Genomic DNA, 14,386 nt, shown 5'->3' with positions numbered 1-14,386 from the left:
GATCAGGTTAGACGACGCAGCGCATCTCGGCCGGGAGGTACGAGCCGATGGCGGCGAGCAGTCCCGGCGGGTCGGTCCCTTCCGCGCAGACGATGCTCTGTTCGAGGAGTCCCAACCGCTCGACGGTGACGATGTCCTGCGCGTGGCCCGCTCGGTTCACCGTCGCCCGCGTCTCGCCGCGGGTCGCCGAGTTGACGTTCACCCGGCCGTCGCCGCGCTGCCAGTCGTACAGCCGGTCGCGCTCGCCGTCGGCGAGCCGGCTCTGGTCCGCGTCCGGGTCGCCCGGATCGCCGCCGTAGACGAACCGCACCGGGAGGTGCTGGACGAGCCCGAACCGCTCGACGACCTGCTCCGGCGAGCCGACGCCGAGCCCCAGCTCGTCGGCGGGGACGAACACGTCGACGCCGGCGTCGAGGGTGATACCCACGTCGTCCCACGATTCGAGGGTTCCGACGTACGTCTCGCCCGCTTCGAGGCCGCCGTCGTGGGCGACGACCTCGCCCCACGTCTCCCCGAGGACGTTGCGCGCGACCGGGGCGTCCTCCCCGGTCACGTCCACTTGGACGAACTCGTCGTCCCGAACGCCCACCTGCCAGTCGACGTCGAGTTCGCCGACGTCGTTGGCGACGAGCGAGTCCATGCCGTCGAGCGCGCGGTCGCGGGCGTCGCCCTCGACGTAGCACTTGGTTGCGAGGACGACCATCAGGCGGTCACGTCCGCGTTGAGCTCGTCGCGCAGCTCCTCGATGCGCCGGTCCATCGCCTCGCGGAGCCGGTCGTTCTCCATCGCCTCCAGCGGCGAGCCGCACTCAGGGCACTCGAAGCCGAAGTCCATCGCCTCGCCGAACTCGAAGCGGATCGAACACACCTCACAGAGGTAGAACTCGTGGGTGCGCTCGTACTCCTCGCGCTCCTCTAGAGCCTCGAGCAGTCGGTACATCTCTTCCTGGAGGTTCTCCGGGATGTTGTCGTAGTGGAACGTCCACAGGTACGTGAGCCAGCCGGAGTCCTCGTCGCGGACGCGGCGGTACGTCGCCAGGTCGTTCTCGTACAGGATGAACAGCGCGCGCCGCACATCGTTGAGCTCCAAGCCGAGCTCCTCGGCCAGCTCCTCGTCGGTGACCTCGCCGTCGGGCGGCGCGGCCGCGACCGGCATCCCCGTCGGTCCCACCAGCTCGTGGAGGTACTTCTGGATGACGGGGTCGTTCAGTAGATCCTCAAAAGCCATTACGGGAAACTGGTGGTGGAATCCGGTTAAAACCTCCGAAAGGCGCGGTCGCGACGCGTCCCACCCGCCCGAAAAGCGGGCCCTGCGCCGCCCCCGACGGACCCGCGGGTCCGGCAGAGCTTTACGCGCCGTGACTCACACTCGCCCGTATGGCAGACTCGGTCGACGGACGGGGGCGACGCGCGCTCGGCGCCCTGGCGCTCCTCGCGGTCCCGGTCGTGCTGGCGGCGGTCCCGCTGGTTCCGCTCGCCGCGCTGCTCGGCCCCGGCGGGCTCGGGACCGTCCCGCTCGGCGCGCCGGGCGGGCTGCTCGCGGCCGTCGTCGTCGGCCCCGCGCTCTCCGCGCTCCTCGGTCCCGCGCTCGTCGACAGGCGGATCGCGCGGCTCCCCCGTGCCGACCTAGACGACCGCCGCGCGGACTTCGTCGCCGACCGCGTCGAACACCTCGCGGGCGAGGTCGGCGTCGACGCGCCGCCGGTGACCGCGGTCCGCGCCGACGCCGCGAACGTCGCCGTCACGGACGGCTACCGCGGGGCGCGACTGGTGGTCTCCACGCGGCTGCTCGCCCTGCCGAAGGCGGACCGCGACGCGGCGTTGCGCCACGCGCTCGTCCGGCTCCGGACGCGGCGGGCGCTCCTCACCACCGCGACGCTGCCGGCGCTGGCGGCCGTCGAGACCGCGGCGCTGCTCGCGACGCTGCTCGTGGGACGCCGCGGCGACCGGACCGCCGCCGACCGGCGCGTCAACCGGATCCACGGGTACGAGCCGGACCGCGAGCGCATCCCGTCGTGGGCGTACGCGGCCGCCGGCGTCCTGTGTTGGCTGTTGCTCCTCCCGGCGTGGGTCCCCGCGACGGTCGGCGATCGGCTCTCCGTCGCCGGCGGGCGGCGGGCCGCGGACGCGCTGGTCGCCCGGGTCGGAAGCGAGGAGCGCGAGGGGCTCGCCAACGCGGTCGCGTTCGCCGGTGACGCCGCGGGCGCCGGCGACTGGCCCCCGCTCCTCGACCGGCTCTCCTTCGTCTCCATGGCCGACGCCGAGACGGGGCGGGTTCGCGGGACGAGCCGGCAGGAGGCCCGGACGCGGCTCGCGCGGCTCCGCTCGAAGCGGACACTGTAGGGGAAGCGGCTCGGTGTATCGGCCGACTCAGGGCCGCACCGGGACTTCCAGGCGGACCGTCGTCCCCTCACCGTCGGTGTCGATGTCGAACTCGCCGCCCGCCTTGGCGACGACCCAGTACATGAGCCATATGCCGAGCCGGTCCGCGTGGGTCAGCGAGGTCTCGCCAGCCTCCAGCACCTGCGTCTCGTGGTCCGGGATCCCCGGGCCGTCGTCCTCGACTTCGATCGCGATCCACTCCGGCGGACGGCGCTCGACGCGCACCTCGACCGACGGCGTCGCCGCGTCGTTGTGCTTCACCGCGTTCTCGGCCGCCTCGGAGACGGCGACGGGCAGGCCCACGGCGGTCGTCTCTATCGGTCCGTCGTCGGGTAGCGATATGGTCACCGACGCGTCCGGGTAGCGGCTGCGGAGCCGGTCTCGGAGCTCGACCAGTTCGTCTCGGAGGTTGATCGGGGCGTCGAGCCCGGGCGGTGAGACCGTCTCGTCGACGGTCTGGACGGCGCCCGCGATCCCGGTGAGGTCCGAGGCCGTCTCGGCGATGACGTCCAGCGACCGACGCCGAGACTCCTCGTCGGGGTCGTCGCGGAGGAGGTCCGCGTACCCCTCGATGAGGTTCATCTTGTTCCGGAGGTTGTGGTTGAGCACTCGGGCCATCACCTCCAGCCGCCGCTCGCGGATCTTCCGCTCGGTGATGTCGGCTTGGAATCCGACGTAGCTCGTCACGTTCCCCTCCTTGTCGCGCAGCGGCGCGATGGAGAGCCGGTTCCAGAACTTCTGGCCGTTCGCCCGATAATTGAGGATGTCGACCTCGACCGGTCGGTCCTCGTCGAGGGCCCGCCGTATCCTCGCCCGGGACTCCTCGCCGGTGTCGGGGCCCTGAAGGAACCGACAGTCCTCGCCGAGGATCTCGTCGCCGTAGCCGGTCAGCTCCTCGAACTCTCGGTTGTGGTACACGAGCGGGCTGTCGTCGCCGTCGGTCGCCCGCGCGAGGGTGATCCCGACGGGCGCCTCGTCCATCGCCCGCTCTTTGCGCCGCAGGTCCGCGACGGTCCGCCGGAACCGGAGCGACGTCCGCCGCCGCTCGACCAGGTTCGAGACGCGCGTCACGAGCGCCCGGCGTCCGACCGGGAGTTCGATGACGTCGTCGACGCGCTCCCACGCGGCGTGGCCGAGCCCCGCCCGCGACCCTTCGCTCACCAGCAGTACGAACGGGAGGAACGCGGGCTCGGCGCGCTCGCGTCGAGTGTCGATCGCGTCCGCGGCGGCCTCGAAGGCGCCGGCGTCGAGGAGACAGCAGTCGAACTCGCCGTTCAGCGCGTCCGGCGACTCGGCGGTCCGAACGGCGTACCGGTCGGACAGCGCGTCGGACAGGAGCCCGCGGTCGCGGTCGGCGTCCATCAGGAGGAGGACCGTCGCGCGGTCGCCGTCGGGGGCCCGGGAGAGACCGGGGCCGGCGTCGTCCCCGGCGGGGCGGCCCGGGGGCCCGCCGCCGTCATCGCCCCCGGACTCCGCGTCCGACTTCGAATCCATCTCGTCGTATTTGAGTCGGGGAGCCACTAAGAACTACCCCATATATATCACGGTCGGGGGCGAGTACCACGGTATGACAACGTCGCTATCCGAGCGGGCGTCGACCGGCGTCGACGGCCTCGACGAAGTGCTGTCGGGCGGGCTCGTCCCCACGCGGAGCTACATGGTCCGCGGACAGGCCGGGAGCGGGAAGACCATTCTGGGGTTCCACTTCCTCCAGCGGGGCGTGGACGAGGGGGAGACGGCGCTCTTCGTCAACCTCGAAGAGGACCTCCGCGACCTGAAGGCGAACGCTGACGCGCTCGGCTTCGACACCGATTCGATCGAGTTCCTCGACCTGAGCCCGGGCGCGGACGCGTTCGTCGAGGACGAGTCGTACGAGGTGTTCGCGCCCTCGGAGGTCGAGCGAGAGCCGCTGACCGAGCGGATCGTCGAGGGCGTGACGGCGGTCGACCCCGACCGGGTGGTGGTCGACCCGCTGACGCAGCTCCGGTTCCTCCTCTCGGACGACTACCAGTTCCGCAAGCAGGTGGTCGGATTCATGCGGTTCCTGAAAGACAGGGGGGCGACCGTGCTGTTCACCGTCCAGAACACGCGGTCGCTCCCGACAGACGACCTCGAGTTCATCACGGACGGGACGGTCCGGCTCGACGCGGGGGCGTACGGCAAGACGGTCAGCGTCCCCAAGTTCCGGGGGTCGTCGACGCAGAGCGGGGACCACGCCTACCGGATCACCGACGCGGGAATGGAGGTGTTTCCCGCGCTCCAGCCCGGCACGCGGGACGAGGAGCTGGCGTTCGAGCAGGTCTCGTCGGGGATCCCCGAGGTCGACGAGCTGCTCCACGGCGGGATCGAGCGCGGCACCGTCACCATCGTGAGCGGCCCGACCGGCGTGGGGAAGACGACGCTCAGCACCCAGTTCATGAAGGAGGCCGCGGGCCGCGGGGAACGCTCCGTGATCTACCTGTTCGAGGAGAACCGGGAGACGTTCCTCGCCCGGTCGCGCGCGGTCAACATCCCCGTCGACGAGATGCTGGCGAAGGGGACGCTTCAGGTGACGGAGGTGGAGGCGTTAGAGCGGTCGCCACAGGAGTTCGCCCGCATGGTCCGCGACGAGGTCGAGGAGGAGGGGGCCGACATCGTCATGATCGACGGCATCTCCGGGTATCGGCTGACCCTGCGCGGCGAGAAAGAGCAGATGCTCCAGCAGATGCACGCGCTCGGCCGCTATCTCAAGAACGCGGGCGTCACCGGCCTCTTCATCGACGAGACGCGGAACGTCACGGGGGAGTTCCGCGCGACCATGGAGAACATCAGCTACCTCGCCGACAACATTCTTTTCCTCCGGCACCTAGAGGTCGGCGGCGAGCTCCGCAAGGCGATCGGCGTGTTAAAGAAGCGGACGAGCGACTTCGAGCGGACGATCCGCGAGTTCAAGATCACGGAGCACGGGGTCACCGTCGGCGAGCCGATGTCGGGGCTCCGCGGCATCCTGAGCGGGACTCCGGAGGTCGTCGAGCGAGACGCCGAGCGCGGCGACGCGGGAGAGTAGCCGGGTCAGTCGCGGCGCTCGGACGCTCGGTCGTTCCCGGGGCTGTCGTCTCCGGCCTCGTCGTCCCCGGCGCTGTCGGTTTCGGTCCCCGCGTCGATCACCGTCTTCCCGGTCGCCTCCGGGACGACGCACCGGTCGGCGTCGGCCCACTCGCGGCCGAGTTCCGCCCCGTCGAACAGGCGGTCGAGGAAGACGGCGAGCCCCGCGACCTCCGAGTGCGGCTGGTTCGTCACGCCCACGTTGAAGTCGGCGCGCTCGTACAGCGCCCACGGCACCTTCTCGCCGCCGACGACGACGAGGAGGTCGCGCGGCGGCGACGACTCCTCGGGCGCTTCTGGTTCGTCGAGCCCGACCGCCTCCCGGACGGCCGCCTCCACGTCTTGGACGCGCTCGCCGTACATCGTGAGGTGGACCACGACCCCGTCGAACTCCCGGACGATCGCCTTCTGGTCGTCGCGCAGTTCGACGGCGAACGGCCCGCCGAACCGGCCGGTGATGTCGCGGACCGTCTCCGCCGACTGGCCCGCGTTGTCGGGGAAGATCACCCGGTCGGCCCCGAGCGCCCGCGCCGTGAGCCCGACGTGCGTCGTCATGCGGTCGTCGCGCCCCGGCCGGTGGCCGTACCGGAGGACGACGACCTCGCGCGCATCGTTCATGCCCCAGACTGGGGGGCGGATCCCGGTGTCGCTTTCGATGCGAGCGCGCGGGCGCCGGTCCACATCGCGACCGAGATACCGCACATGTGTGGATCAAACCTCGAAAAACATGTCCGAGGTACGCACGTAACTGAAAGGTTCATGTGGGAGGCGGTCGCGGTGTGAGTCATGACGAGCGTCAAGGAATTCCGCGTCGACGAGCCGGCGACCGCCGACGGACTCGGCCGAGGTCGGTTCGCCTTCACCGACGCCTACTCGGTGTTCGACTGGGGACAGATGCCCGACGCGATCCCCCACAAGGGGGCGAGCCTCTGCGCGATGGGCGCGTTCAACTTCGAACTACTGGAGGACGCGGGCGTCCCGACCCACTACCGCGGGGTCGTGGACCCGGGTACCGTCGCGGACGACGGGACCGAGCCCGACCCCGTCCCCCTCGCCGAGGCGACCGCGCCGCCCACCGAGATGGCCATCGAGCTGACGCAGGTGCCCGACCTGTCGTACGAGGGGCCCCACGCCGGCTACGACTACGAGGCATTCCACGCCGCGGGCGGGGGGAACTACCTCGTCCCGCTGGAGGTCGTCTTCCGCAACCGGGTCCCCGTCGGGTCCAGCCTGCGGAAACGCGCCGAGCCCGCCGACCTCGGGCTCGACGACCTCGCCGACGGCGACTGGCCCGCCGAGCCGGTCGACCTCCCGGAGCCGGTCGTGGAGTTCTCGACGAAGTACGAGCAGCAGGACCGCTATCTCACCCGGGCGGAGGCCGACGAGATCGCGGGCGCCGCCGCCGTCGACGCCCTCGAATCGCTCGCGCGCGACGTGAACCGCGTCGTCACCGAGCGCGCCGAGGCGACCGGGTTCGTCCACGAAGACGGCAAGATCGAGTGCCTCTACGTCGACGGCGAACTCCGGGTCGCCGACGTGGTCGGCACTTTCGACGAGAACCGGTTCTCGTACGGCGGCCGCGGGATCTCGAAGGAGGTCGTCCGCCAGTGGTACAAGGCGAACGACCCCGACTGGGTCGCGGCCGTCGGCGAGGCGAAGGACGCGGTCGCCGACCGCGACATCGACGACTGGCGCGAGCTCTGCGACCCGGACCCCGACCCGCTCCCGCCGGCGGTCGTGGACGCGGTCTCGGACCTGTACGCGGCCGGCGCGAACGCGTACACCGACCGCGAGTGGTTCGACGCCCCGGAGGTCGAGGCGGCGCTCGACGCCGCCGCCGAGCTGTAGGACGCGGGTCCGCGGCACCGCCGATCCGCGGCGTGCGACCGCCTGACCCTCACGATCGACGACACGCGAGGGAACCTCTTTACCGCCGACGCGCGTGGGTTCGCACATGTCCATCGACGCCGACTTCGGGGAACGGCTCGAGACCCAAACGGTCGCGTACCTCGACCGGATCGACGACTGCGTCGCCCTCCTCCCGCGGGCGCTCGACGAGTACGCGAGCGAGGGCGCGTCCCGCGACACGGTCGACGAGATAGCCGCCGTCGAGAGCGAGTGCGACGACCTCGTCCGCGGGCTCACCGGGCTCATCACCGACGCCGGGCCGGACGACATCGGCCTGCTGAACACCCGGATCAACTTCAACGAGTCCGCGCTGCTCGACTTCTACAACGAGCTGGACGTGGTCGCGAACCACACCGAGCGGATCGTCCAGGAGGTTGCCATGATGCGCCCGGCCGCGGGCGTCGAGCCGTTCGCCGACATGCGCGAGATGGCCGCCCGGATCGCCGAGATGACCGAAGTCCTCGCCGAGGTCGTCGAGGGGTTCGTCAGGGGGCTCGCGCGCGCCGACGCCACCGAGACGCTCGCCGAGGGGATCGAGTCGATCCGCGCCCTTGAGAGCGAGTGCGACGAGCTGCGCAACGACGCCATCGAGACCGCGTTCGCCGACGACGCGATCGAGGAGCCGCTCGTCTACCGCGAGCTCGCGATCCTGTTGGACGAGCTCGCGAACACGATCGAGGACCTCACCGACCGGATCGTCGTGATCGCGAGCAAGGAGCCGGGGATCGTCACCGAAGCGGACGAGTCGTAGGGTCGCTCCTCACCTCCGCGCCCAGTCGAGCATCCGGGCGTAGAAGGGGTCCGTGGCGAGGGCGTCGGCGTCGCCCACCAGCGTCAACTGCTTTTTCGCCCTGGTGAGCGCGACGTTCATCCGCCGGTGGTCCTCGAATATCGGCCCGTCGAGGTCGCCGGTCGCGACGAGCGAGACGAGTATCACCTCTTTCGAGGAGCCTTGGAAGCGGTCGACGGTGTCGACCGTCACGTCGGTCCGGCGGCCGATCTCCGCGACCTGCGCCCGGAAGGGGGCGATCACGCCGATGTCGTCGGGGTCGACGCCGGCGGCGACGTAGGCGTCGGCGATCGCGGCGACGCGCTCCGCCTCGCGGACGTTCCGGTTCCCGTCGCGCTCGCCGTCCGGGTCGACGAACCCGACGCCGCCGGTCAGGTCGGGCGCGAGCGCGTCGGGGTCGACGCCGAGGTCCGCGAGCGTCTGCCCGGCCACCTCGGGGGTCGCGGGGCGGAGCGCGCCGTCGTAGAACTCCGCGGAGGCGAACGCCTGGATCCGCTGGCTCATCCGGTACTGCCGGTCGAGCATCACGCTCGCGTCGGGGTACGTCTCGATGAGCCGCTGGAAGAGCGAGGTCCGGAGATCGTTCTCCGCGCGGACGACCGGCGGGAGCTGCTCGTGGTCGCCGACGAGGACGAACCGGTCGGCGAGGTTGACGGCGGCGTGGGTCCCGGGCTCGGTGAGCTGGGAGGCCTCGTCGACGAGAGCCACGTCGAACTCGCACTCGCGCATGACGCGGGAACCGCAGGCCGCCGTCGTCGCGGCGACGACCGGCGCGTCCCGCAACTCGGCGGCCTTCGCGTTCGGCTCGCCGCGCTGGACGAGCCGCACGTCCCGCATGTCCTCGCGGACGCCGGTCTCGGTTCCCACTCGAAGCACGTCGTCGAACCCCTGGTCGCGGAGCGCCTCCAGCGCGTTGTCGACCGCGCGGTTCGTGAACGCGGAGAGCAGCACCCGGTTCCCCTCCGCGACCAGCGCGCGGATCGTCCGGGCGATTGTGTACGTCTTCCCCGTCCCCGGCGGGCCGTGGATCAGCGCGCAGTCCTCGGCGTCGACCGCGAGTTCGACCGCCTCGTTCTGCGCCGCGTTGTTGTCGATGTAGGCGTCGGGCGCGTCCGGGTCGTCGGCTCCGGGGCTGCCCGGTGGGCGCTCGGCCGGGTCCCGGAACGACGGGTTCCGCCGGCCGAATATCACGTCCTTGCGGTCGGGATCGCCCTTCAGGACGGCGTCGTGGAGCGCGGTCAGCGAGCGGTCGACGGAGATCTCGGAGGGGTAGACGTCGAGCCGCCGCAGCTCCACCGGCTCGTCCGTCTCGACGACGACCTCGTCGCTCCCGAGGGCTGTGATCCGGCCCAGTTCCGCGTGGCCGGAGACGGGGTCGCCGTCGCTCGCGAGCGCCACGTCGCCCTCGCGGAGCTTCGAGACGGCGTCGCTCGGCTTCTTCGCGCGAAGCTCCCACCGGGCGTCGTCGATCTCCGTCTGCGCGACCGGCTCCAAGCCGATCAGCGCGCGGTCGTCGGCCGCGCGCTCTTCGGGCGTCTGCTCCCACAGCTTCCGGTACTCCGCGTGAGTCTCGCGGCGCTCCTCTTCGAGGGCGACGTAGAACCGGTCGAAGTAGTCGCGCTCCTCCTCGGGCACCGGCGTCCCGATCTGGCCCGCCTTCGACTCCTGGTCGAGCCGGCCGGAGACGACCATACAGGCGTCCTGCTCGAAGCAGTAGCTGCAGGTCGCGTCGGCCTCGTACCCCGTCGGCACCGCGGGGCGCTCGCCGGCCTCGTTGAGCGCGCGCCACTCGGCGGCCGCGAGGGCGTTTCGCTCGCGGACGACGAACTCCAGGAACCCCCGGCCGACGGTGAACTCCTTGGCCGGCGCGAGGTCGCCCGACTCCTCGTTGCGGTCCAAGGCCGTGTTCTTCGTGTACAGCAGCGTCCCGATGTCCGGGTCGACGCCGCGCTCGTCGAGCATGAGCGCGTAGCAGGCCGCCTGCACCTTGTCGTGGAACCGCGGCTCCCGCTTGGTGTTCTTCCCCGTCTTCAGTTCGACCGGCGTGCCGCGCCGGAGCGCGTCCGCGCGCCCCTTCAGCCCGAACGTGGGCGAGATGAGGGAGAACTCCGAGCGCCACGTGTCCTCGTCGGCGAGCGTCCCCTGCGCGAGCCACCCCTCGACCGCGGCGGCGTTGCGCCGCACCTCGTCTTCCACCTCCGCGGTCTCGTAGCCGAGGAGGCCGAGTTCGAGGCCCGCCTCGGCCACGCGCTCCGCGACCGACTCGTCGAGGTCCATCCCGCGGAGCAGGTCGCCGAACACCTCGTGGACGATGGTCCCCTTGACGACGGGGTAGTTGAGCGGGATCCCCGACAGTTTGTTCAGGTAGTACATCCGCGGGCACTGGACCCACGACCGGATGCCGGTCACGTCGACGAGGAAGTCGGGTTCGAGGACGACCCACGACTCGTCGGTCGTCGCGTACCCCGTCTCCCCGCGGTACTCGTCCTCCTCGGGGTCGGTGACGAGCAGTTCCATCCCCGGCTCCGCGTGTTCGGCGACCTCTGTCCACTTCCCCCACAGCGTCACGTCGACCGGGTCGCCCGCGCCGCGGTCGGGCCGGACCCGCACCTCGCGGAGGTCGCGCTCGCCGTACGACGTCGACACCGTCCGCGCCTCCCCGACGGAGACGATCGGCCCCCGAACGTTCACGTCCCCGCTCGGCGGCGCCGTCGAAAAACGCTGTCGGTGAGCCGGGATCGCGTCCGCGTCGGGTCGGCGCTCGCCTACCGGGTCACCGGCGCGGTGACGGACCCGATCGACTCGACGACCGCCCGCACCTCGTCGCCGGGGGCGATCGGCGCCGCGCCGGGCGTCCCCGTGCTGAACAGGTCCCCCGGTTCCAGCGTCATCGCGTCGGCGTGGAACGAGACGATCTCCGCCGGCGGGAACAGCATGTTACGGATCTCGTTTTCGGCCCGCACCTCCCCGTTGACCTCGGTGCGCACCGAGAGCCCGTCGAGGTCGAGCGGCCCCTCCAGCACCGCGATCGCGGCGCCGGGCACGAGGAACGTGTCGTAGCTCTTTGCCCGGGTGAGGAACCGGGGGTTCTGCTGGAGCACGTCCTCCGCGGTCATGTCGATCACGGGCAGAAAGCCGGCGATCACGTCGCTCACCTCGCCCTCGTCGACGCCCCGGCACGTCCGGCCCATCACGACGGCCAGCTCCGCCTCGGCGGTCACCCGTTCGCTCTGCGACCGCGGCGGCAGGCGGATCGGGCCGTCCGGCCCGGTCAGGGCCGACGACGGTTTCATGAAGCTCGCCGGCTCCGTCGGGCGCTCCTCGTCGAGATCGCCGGCGTGTTCCGCGTAGTTCAGGCCGATCCCCCACAGCTTCCCGAACGACGCCAGCGGCGCGCCGAACGACAGGTCGGCCGCCGGGACGGGGTCGGCCGTCGCGCTGGCGACGCTGCCGAGCCTCCCCGCGGCAGCTCGGGGGAGCGCGTCGCGGACCGTCTCGAGGTCGGGCTCGACGGCGCCGAGCGGGACGTACCCCGTCTCGTCGCCGAGCAGGGGGTTGCCGGTCGCCGTGCGCGCGAGGTACTTCATCTCGTCCTCGGTCCACTCATCTCACTCCTCGCGGTCGGTCCAGAAGTCGAACGAGCGTCCGGGCGCGAACACGTCGAGGCCGACGGCGAGCTCGTCGCCCGTGTTCTCGACGCGGTGGGGCTCGTTGGGCGCTACGAGGACGGAGTCGTTCTTCTGAAGCGTCACCTCGTCGTCCTCGGTCGCGACGGTCAGCTCGCCCTCCAGACAGAGGCACACCTGCTCGTTCTCGTGGTCGTGCATCGGCGAGCTGTGGCCCGGCGGCTTCTCGAACCACTCGAAGGAGAACCGGTCGCTGCCCGCCATCGACACGCGCCGCCAGCCCTCCTCCGGCTCGTACGTCTCCGCCTCGTCGAACGCAACCGGCTTCATAGGTTCGCTCCGGTGGAGCCGCCGTCGATCGGGAGCGCGGTACCGTTGACGTAGCCGGACTTCGGCGACGAGAGGAACGCGACCGTGTTGCCGAGCTCCATCGGGTCGCCGATGCGTTCGAGGGGGTTCCCCGCCCAGTCGTCGAGCCCCTCCTCGTAGGAGTCGTACTCGCCCCGCTCGACGGCGGCCTCGACGAGGTCCCGGATCCGGCTCGTCTCGTGGGGGCCCGGCAGGACCGCGTTCGCGCGCACCTCCGGAGCGAACTCCTTCGAGAGGGTCTTCTCCAGCCCGATGACGCCCATCCGGACCGCGTTCGACAGCACGAGGCTGTCGATGGCCTCCTTCACGCTGCGGGAGGTGATGTTCACGATGGTGCCGCCGTCGCCCTCCCTGAGGTGGGGATACGACTCCCGCGCCAGCCGGACGACGCTCATCACGAGCAGGTCGTAGGCGTGCTGCCAGTCCTCGTCGTCGGTGTCGAGGAACGAGCCGGAAGGAGGGCCGCCGGCGCTCGTCACGAGGTGGTCGACAGTGCCGAACTCGTCGACGGTCGCCTCCACGAGCGCTGTGACCTCGGCGGCGTCCGTCAGGTCGGCCGGCTGTGCGACGACCTCGCCGGTCGCGACCGCCTCGATCTCCTCTTTCGCGGCCGCCAGTCGCTCCTCGTCGCGGCCGTTGATGACGACGTCGACGCCCTCCCGCGCCAGCGCCTTCGCCGATGCCTTGCCGAGCCCGCTGGACGATGCGGTGACGAGCGCCGCGTTCCCGTCGATCTGTAGGTCCATGTCTCTCCTATCCCGCGTACGCCGTGAAAACATTTTCTTGCAGGCAAGCGGCGGAGCGACCGACACGCTCGACGCGGCCGTACTGGGCGTCAGGCGCCCGATCCGTCGCCGCCCGCCGCCTCGAACCGCGCCGTCCCGTCCTCGAACGCGACCGTCTCGCGGCCGACCACGTCAGCCCCCTCCGGGAGGTCGTCGACCACGGCGTCGGAGACGCGGTACTCGCCGAGGTCCTGCGTGTTTCGGATCCAGACGATCCGGGCGGTCTCGGGGTCGTACGCCCCCAACGCAGCCGCCGCGGTCCGGAGCCCGAACTCGTCGTCGGGCGCCACGACGGGGAGCTTCGACTTCGCGAGCGACCCGCTCGTGAGCGCGTTCGCGTACGACTTCTTCAGGTCCAGTTGGTCGACGGCCGACCGCCGGGTGAGGTCCGCGAGCCCGATCCCGTTGCCGTTCCCCTTCGTCGCCTCGGTGAGCCCGCGGACGTAGATGAGGTCGACGTCGGGCGTCTCCGGGTCGGACGCGTTGAGGACGCGGTAGCGCCCGATGACGTTCGTGTCCATCCCCGCCCCTGATATCTCCTTCCCGATCTCGTCGACGACCAGGAGGTCCACGTCGTCGACGGGGAGCGTCGGCATCTCGTCGTTCGCGCGCTCCAACAGCTCCGGTTCCCGGGCGAGGAACGACCCCGCCGGGACGGCCTCCAGGTGACCGATCTCCTCCTCGAAGTTCTCGACGAGCGCGATTCCCCCGACGAGGGGAGTCTCCTCCTCGATCACGTCGAGCGCGGCCGTCAGCGTCTCGACGTACCCCTCGGCGAGCGCCGTCGAGTGGAACGACTTCGCCCCGCGCTGCTTACCGAGCCCGACGACCGTCATCTTCGTCAGCCCGCTCTCGATCTCCCCCGTGAAGTTGGTGTGAGCCTTCACCCGGTTCACCACGACGACGGCGTCGGCCGCGAGCGCCGCCTCGGAGAAGTACACCGGCAGGTCGGCGTCGCCGACGCCCGCCGTCGCCAGCCGCTCGGCTCCCATCCGCGCGTCGATGGGCGCGCCGACGCGCTCCTCGGTGACTCCGAGCGCCGCCAGCACCTCTCGTTGCCCCTCCGGAGTCGCGCCGCCGTGGCTCCCCATCGCCGGCACCACCACGGGCTCGAAGCCGCGCTCGGCGATCCGCTCGACGACCGCCGCCGCGACCTCGTCGATCCGGTCGATCCCGCGGCTGCCGACCCCGACGGCCACGGTGGCGCCCGAGTCGAGGCCGTCGAGTGCGAGTTCGTCCAGCTCTTTGTGCGCCGTCTCCGCGACCCCGTCAAGGCGCTCGGCCCGCGGCTCGTACCGGACCCGCGCGAACTCCGGCAGGGGCTGCGGATCGATGAGCCCGTCGACCTCGGAACGGTCGGGAAACTCCATGGGGGACCTCTCGTAACCGCGATACAAAACTACGGGTGGGAGACCCGCAGATCGGGCGGGCTCCACGTCCGCG

The 14,386-nt window shown here is 71.1% G+C and carries 13 protein-coding genes; 4 read left to right on the top strand and 9 right to left on the bottom strand.

What is annotated here, in order from left to right; genetic code table 11:
* Window positions 1–7 precede the first annotated feature (7 nt).
* Window positions 8–703, bottom strand: a complete 696-nt coding sequence (locus tag EO776_RS11410) for a DUF2110 family protein (protein WP_086215453.1) — start codon at window positions 701–703, stop codon at window positions 8–10.
* A complete protein-coding gene (locus tag EO776_RS11405) occupies window positions 703–1,227 on the bottom strand; it encodes a transcription factor (protein WP_049931644.1) in 525 nt (174 codons plus the stop codon). The genes EO776_RS11410 and EO776_RS11405 overlap by 1 nt, the downstream gene beginning before the upstream one ends.
* Window positions 1,228–1,376: 149 nt before the next feature.
* Here EO776_RS11405 and EO776_RS11400 point away from each other — a divergent pair, with 149 nt between their 5' ends.
* Complete coding sequence (locus EO776_RS11400) at window positions 1,377–2,342, top strand: hypothetical protein (protein ID WP_094521310.1); 966 nt, start codon at window positions 1,377–1,379, stop codon at window positions 2,340–2,342.
* Between the two features lie 27 nt (window positions 2,343–2,369).
* Here EO776_RS11400 and EO776_RS11395 read toward each other — a convergent pair whose 3' ends face one another.
* Entirely contained in the window at window positions 2,370–3,875 is a 1,506-nt protein-coding gene (locus EO776_RS11395; protein WP_094521309.1) for a PAS domain-containing protein, read from the bottom strand.
* Between the two features lie 73 nt (window positions 3,876–3,948).
* On the opposite strand from EO776_RS11395, the gene EO776_RS11390 reads away from it, so the two are divergent.
* Window positions 3,949–5,427 (top strand): ATPase domain-containing protein, encoded by a 1,479-nt coding sequence (locus EO776_RS11390; protein ID WP_086215450.1) that lies wholly within the window; start codon window positions 3,949–3,951, stop codon window positions 5,425–5,427.
* Window positions 5,428–5,432: 5 nt separating this feature from the next.
* On the opposite strand, the gene EO776_RS11385 is transcribed toward EO776_RS11390, so the two are convergent.
* A complete protein-coding gene (locus EO776_RS11385; RefSeq protein ID WP_094521314.1) occupies window positions 5,433–6,083 on the bottom strand; it encodes a tRNA (cytidine(56)-2'-O)-methyltransferase in 651 nt (216 codons plus the stop codon).
* Window positions 6,084–6,251: 168 nt separating this feature from the next.
* Between EO776_RS11385 and EO776_RS11380 the strand changes: the two genes are divergently transcribed.
* Window positions 6,252–7,313 carry a phosphoribosylaminoimidazolesuccinocarboxamide synthase gene (locus EO776_RS11380; RefSeq protein WP_094495513.1) on the top strand — a complete coding sequence of 354 codons (1,062 nt, stop codon included), beginning with the start codon at window positions 6,252–6,254 and terminating at the stop codon, window positions 7,311–7,313.
* Window positions 7,314–7,419: 106 nt separating this feature from the next.
* Window positions 7,420–8,124, top strand: coding sequence for a DUF47 domain-containing protein (locus EO776_RS11375; protein WP_094580081.1), 705 nt, complete (start codon window positions 7,420–7,422; stop codon window positions 8,122–8,124).
* 9 nt (window positions 8,125–8,133) lie between these two features.
* Here the strand turns inward: EO776_RS11375 and EO776_RS11370 are convergent, their stop codons facing one another.
* The 5 genes from EO776_RS11370 to EO776_RS11350 all read right to left on the bottom strand — a co-directional run bounded on the left by EO776_RS11370 (window position 8,134) and on the right by EO776_RS11350 (window position 14,313).
* Window positions 8,134–10,854, bottom strand: coding sequence for an AAA domain-containing protein (locus EO776_RS11370; protein WP_094580082.1), 2,721 nt, complete (start codon window positions 10,852–10,854; stop codon window positions 8,134–8,136).
* Window positions 10,855–10,928: 74 nt separating this feature from the next.
* Complete coding sequence (locus tag EO776_RS11365) at window positions 10,929–11,750, bottom strand: fumarylacetoacetate hydrolase family protein (protein WP_094495515.1); 822 nt, start codon at window positions 11,748–11,750, stop codon at window positions 10,929–10,931.
* Between the two features lie 21 nt (window positions 11,751–11,771).
* Entirely contained in the window at window positions 11,772–12,119 is a 348-nt protein-coding gene (locus EO776_RS11360; protein WP_049931636.1) for a cupin domain-containing protein, read from the bottom strand.
* Complete coding sequence (locus tag EO776_RS11355) at window positions 12,116–12,904, bottom strand: SDR family oxidoreductase (RefSeq protein WP_086215444.1); 789 nt, start codon at window positions 12,902–12,904, stop codon at window positions 12,116–12,118. Before EO776_RS11355 ends, EO776_RS11360 begins: the two co-directional genes overlap by 4 nt.
* 89 nt (window positions 12,905–12,993) lie before the next feature.
* Window positions 12,994–14,313 (bottom strand): nickel pincer cofactor-dependent isomerase, group 22, encoded by a 1,320-nt coding sequence (locus EO776_RS11350; RefSeq protein ID WP_094521306.1) that lies wholly within the window; start codon window positions 14,311–14,313, stop codon window positions 12,994–12,996.
* Between the last annotated feature and the right edge of the window lie 73 nt (window positions 14,314–14,386).

Origin of the sequence: Halorubrum ezzemoulense, assembly GCF_004126515.1 — an archaeon.
In the GTDB taxonomy this organism is placed as follows: Archaea; Halobacteriota; Halobacteria; order Halobacteriales; family Haloferacaceae; genus Halorubrum; species Halorubrum ezzemoulense.
The sequence above is the reverse complement of the archived record's forward strand: the minus strand, read 5'-3'. Positions and strand labels throughout refer to the sequence as shown.

Coding starts and splice junctions, on each gene's coding strand:
- EO776_RS11360 (WP_049931636.1), bottom strand. CDS start 12,119: ATGAAGCCGGTTGCGTTCGACGAGGCGGAGACGTACGAGCCGGAGGAG.
- EO776_RS11375 (WP_094580081.1), top strand. CDS start 7,420: ATGTCCATCGACGCCGACTTCGGGGAACGGCTCGAGACCCAAACGGTC.
- EO776_RS11365 (WP_094495515.1), bottom strand. CDS start 11,750: ATGAAGTACCTCGCGCGCACGGCGACCGGCAACCCCCTGCTCGGCGAC.
- EO776_RS11405 (WP_049931644.1), bottom strand. CDS start 1,227: ATGGCTTTTGAGGATCTACTGAACGACCCCGTCATCCAGAAGTACCTC.
- EO776_RS11395 (WP_094521309.1), bottom strand. CDS start 3,875: ATGGATTCGAAGTCGGACGCGGAGTCCGGGGGCGATGACGGCGGCGGG.
- EO776_RS11410 (WP_086215453.1), bottom strand. CDS start 703: ATGGTCGTCCTCGCAACCAAGTGCTACGTCGAGGGCGACGCCCGCGAC.
- EO776_RS11350 (WP_094521306.1), bottom strand. CDS start 14,313: ATGGAGTTTCCCGACCGTTCCGAGGTCGACGGGCTCATCGATCCGCAG.
- EO776_RS11390 (WP_086215450.1), top strand. CDS start 3,949: ATGACAACGTCGCTATCCGAGCGGGCGTCGACCGGCGTCGACGGCCTC.
- EO776_RS11380 (WP_094495513.1), top strand. CDS start 6,252: ATGACGAGCGTCAAGGAATTCCGCGTCGACGAGCCGGCGACCGCCGAC.
- EO776_RS11400 (WP_094521310.1), top strand. CDS start 1,377: ATGGCAGACTCGGTCGACGGACGGGGGCGACGCGCGCTCGGCGCCCTG.
- EO776_RS11385 (WP_094521314.1), bottom strand. CDS start 6,083: ATGAACGATGCGCGCGAGGTCGTCGTCCTCCGGTACGGCCACCGGCCG.
- EO776_RS11355 (WP_086215444.1), bottom strand. CDS start 12,904: ATGGACCTACAGATCGACGGGAACGCGGCGCTCGTCACCGCATCGTCC.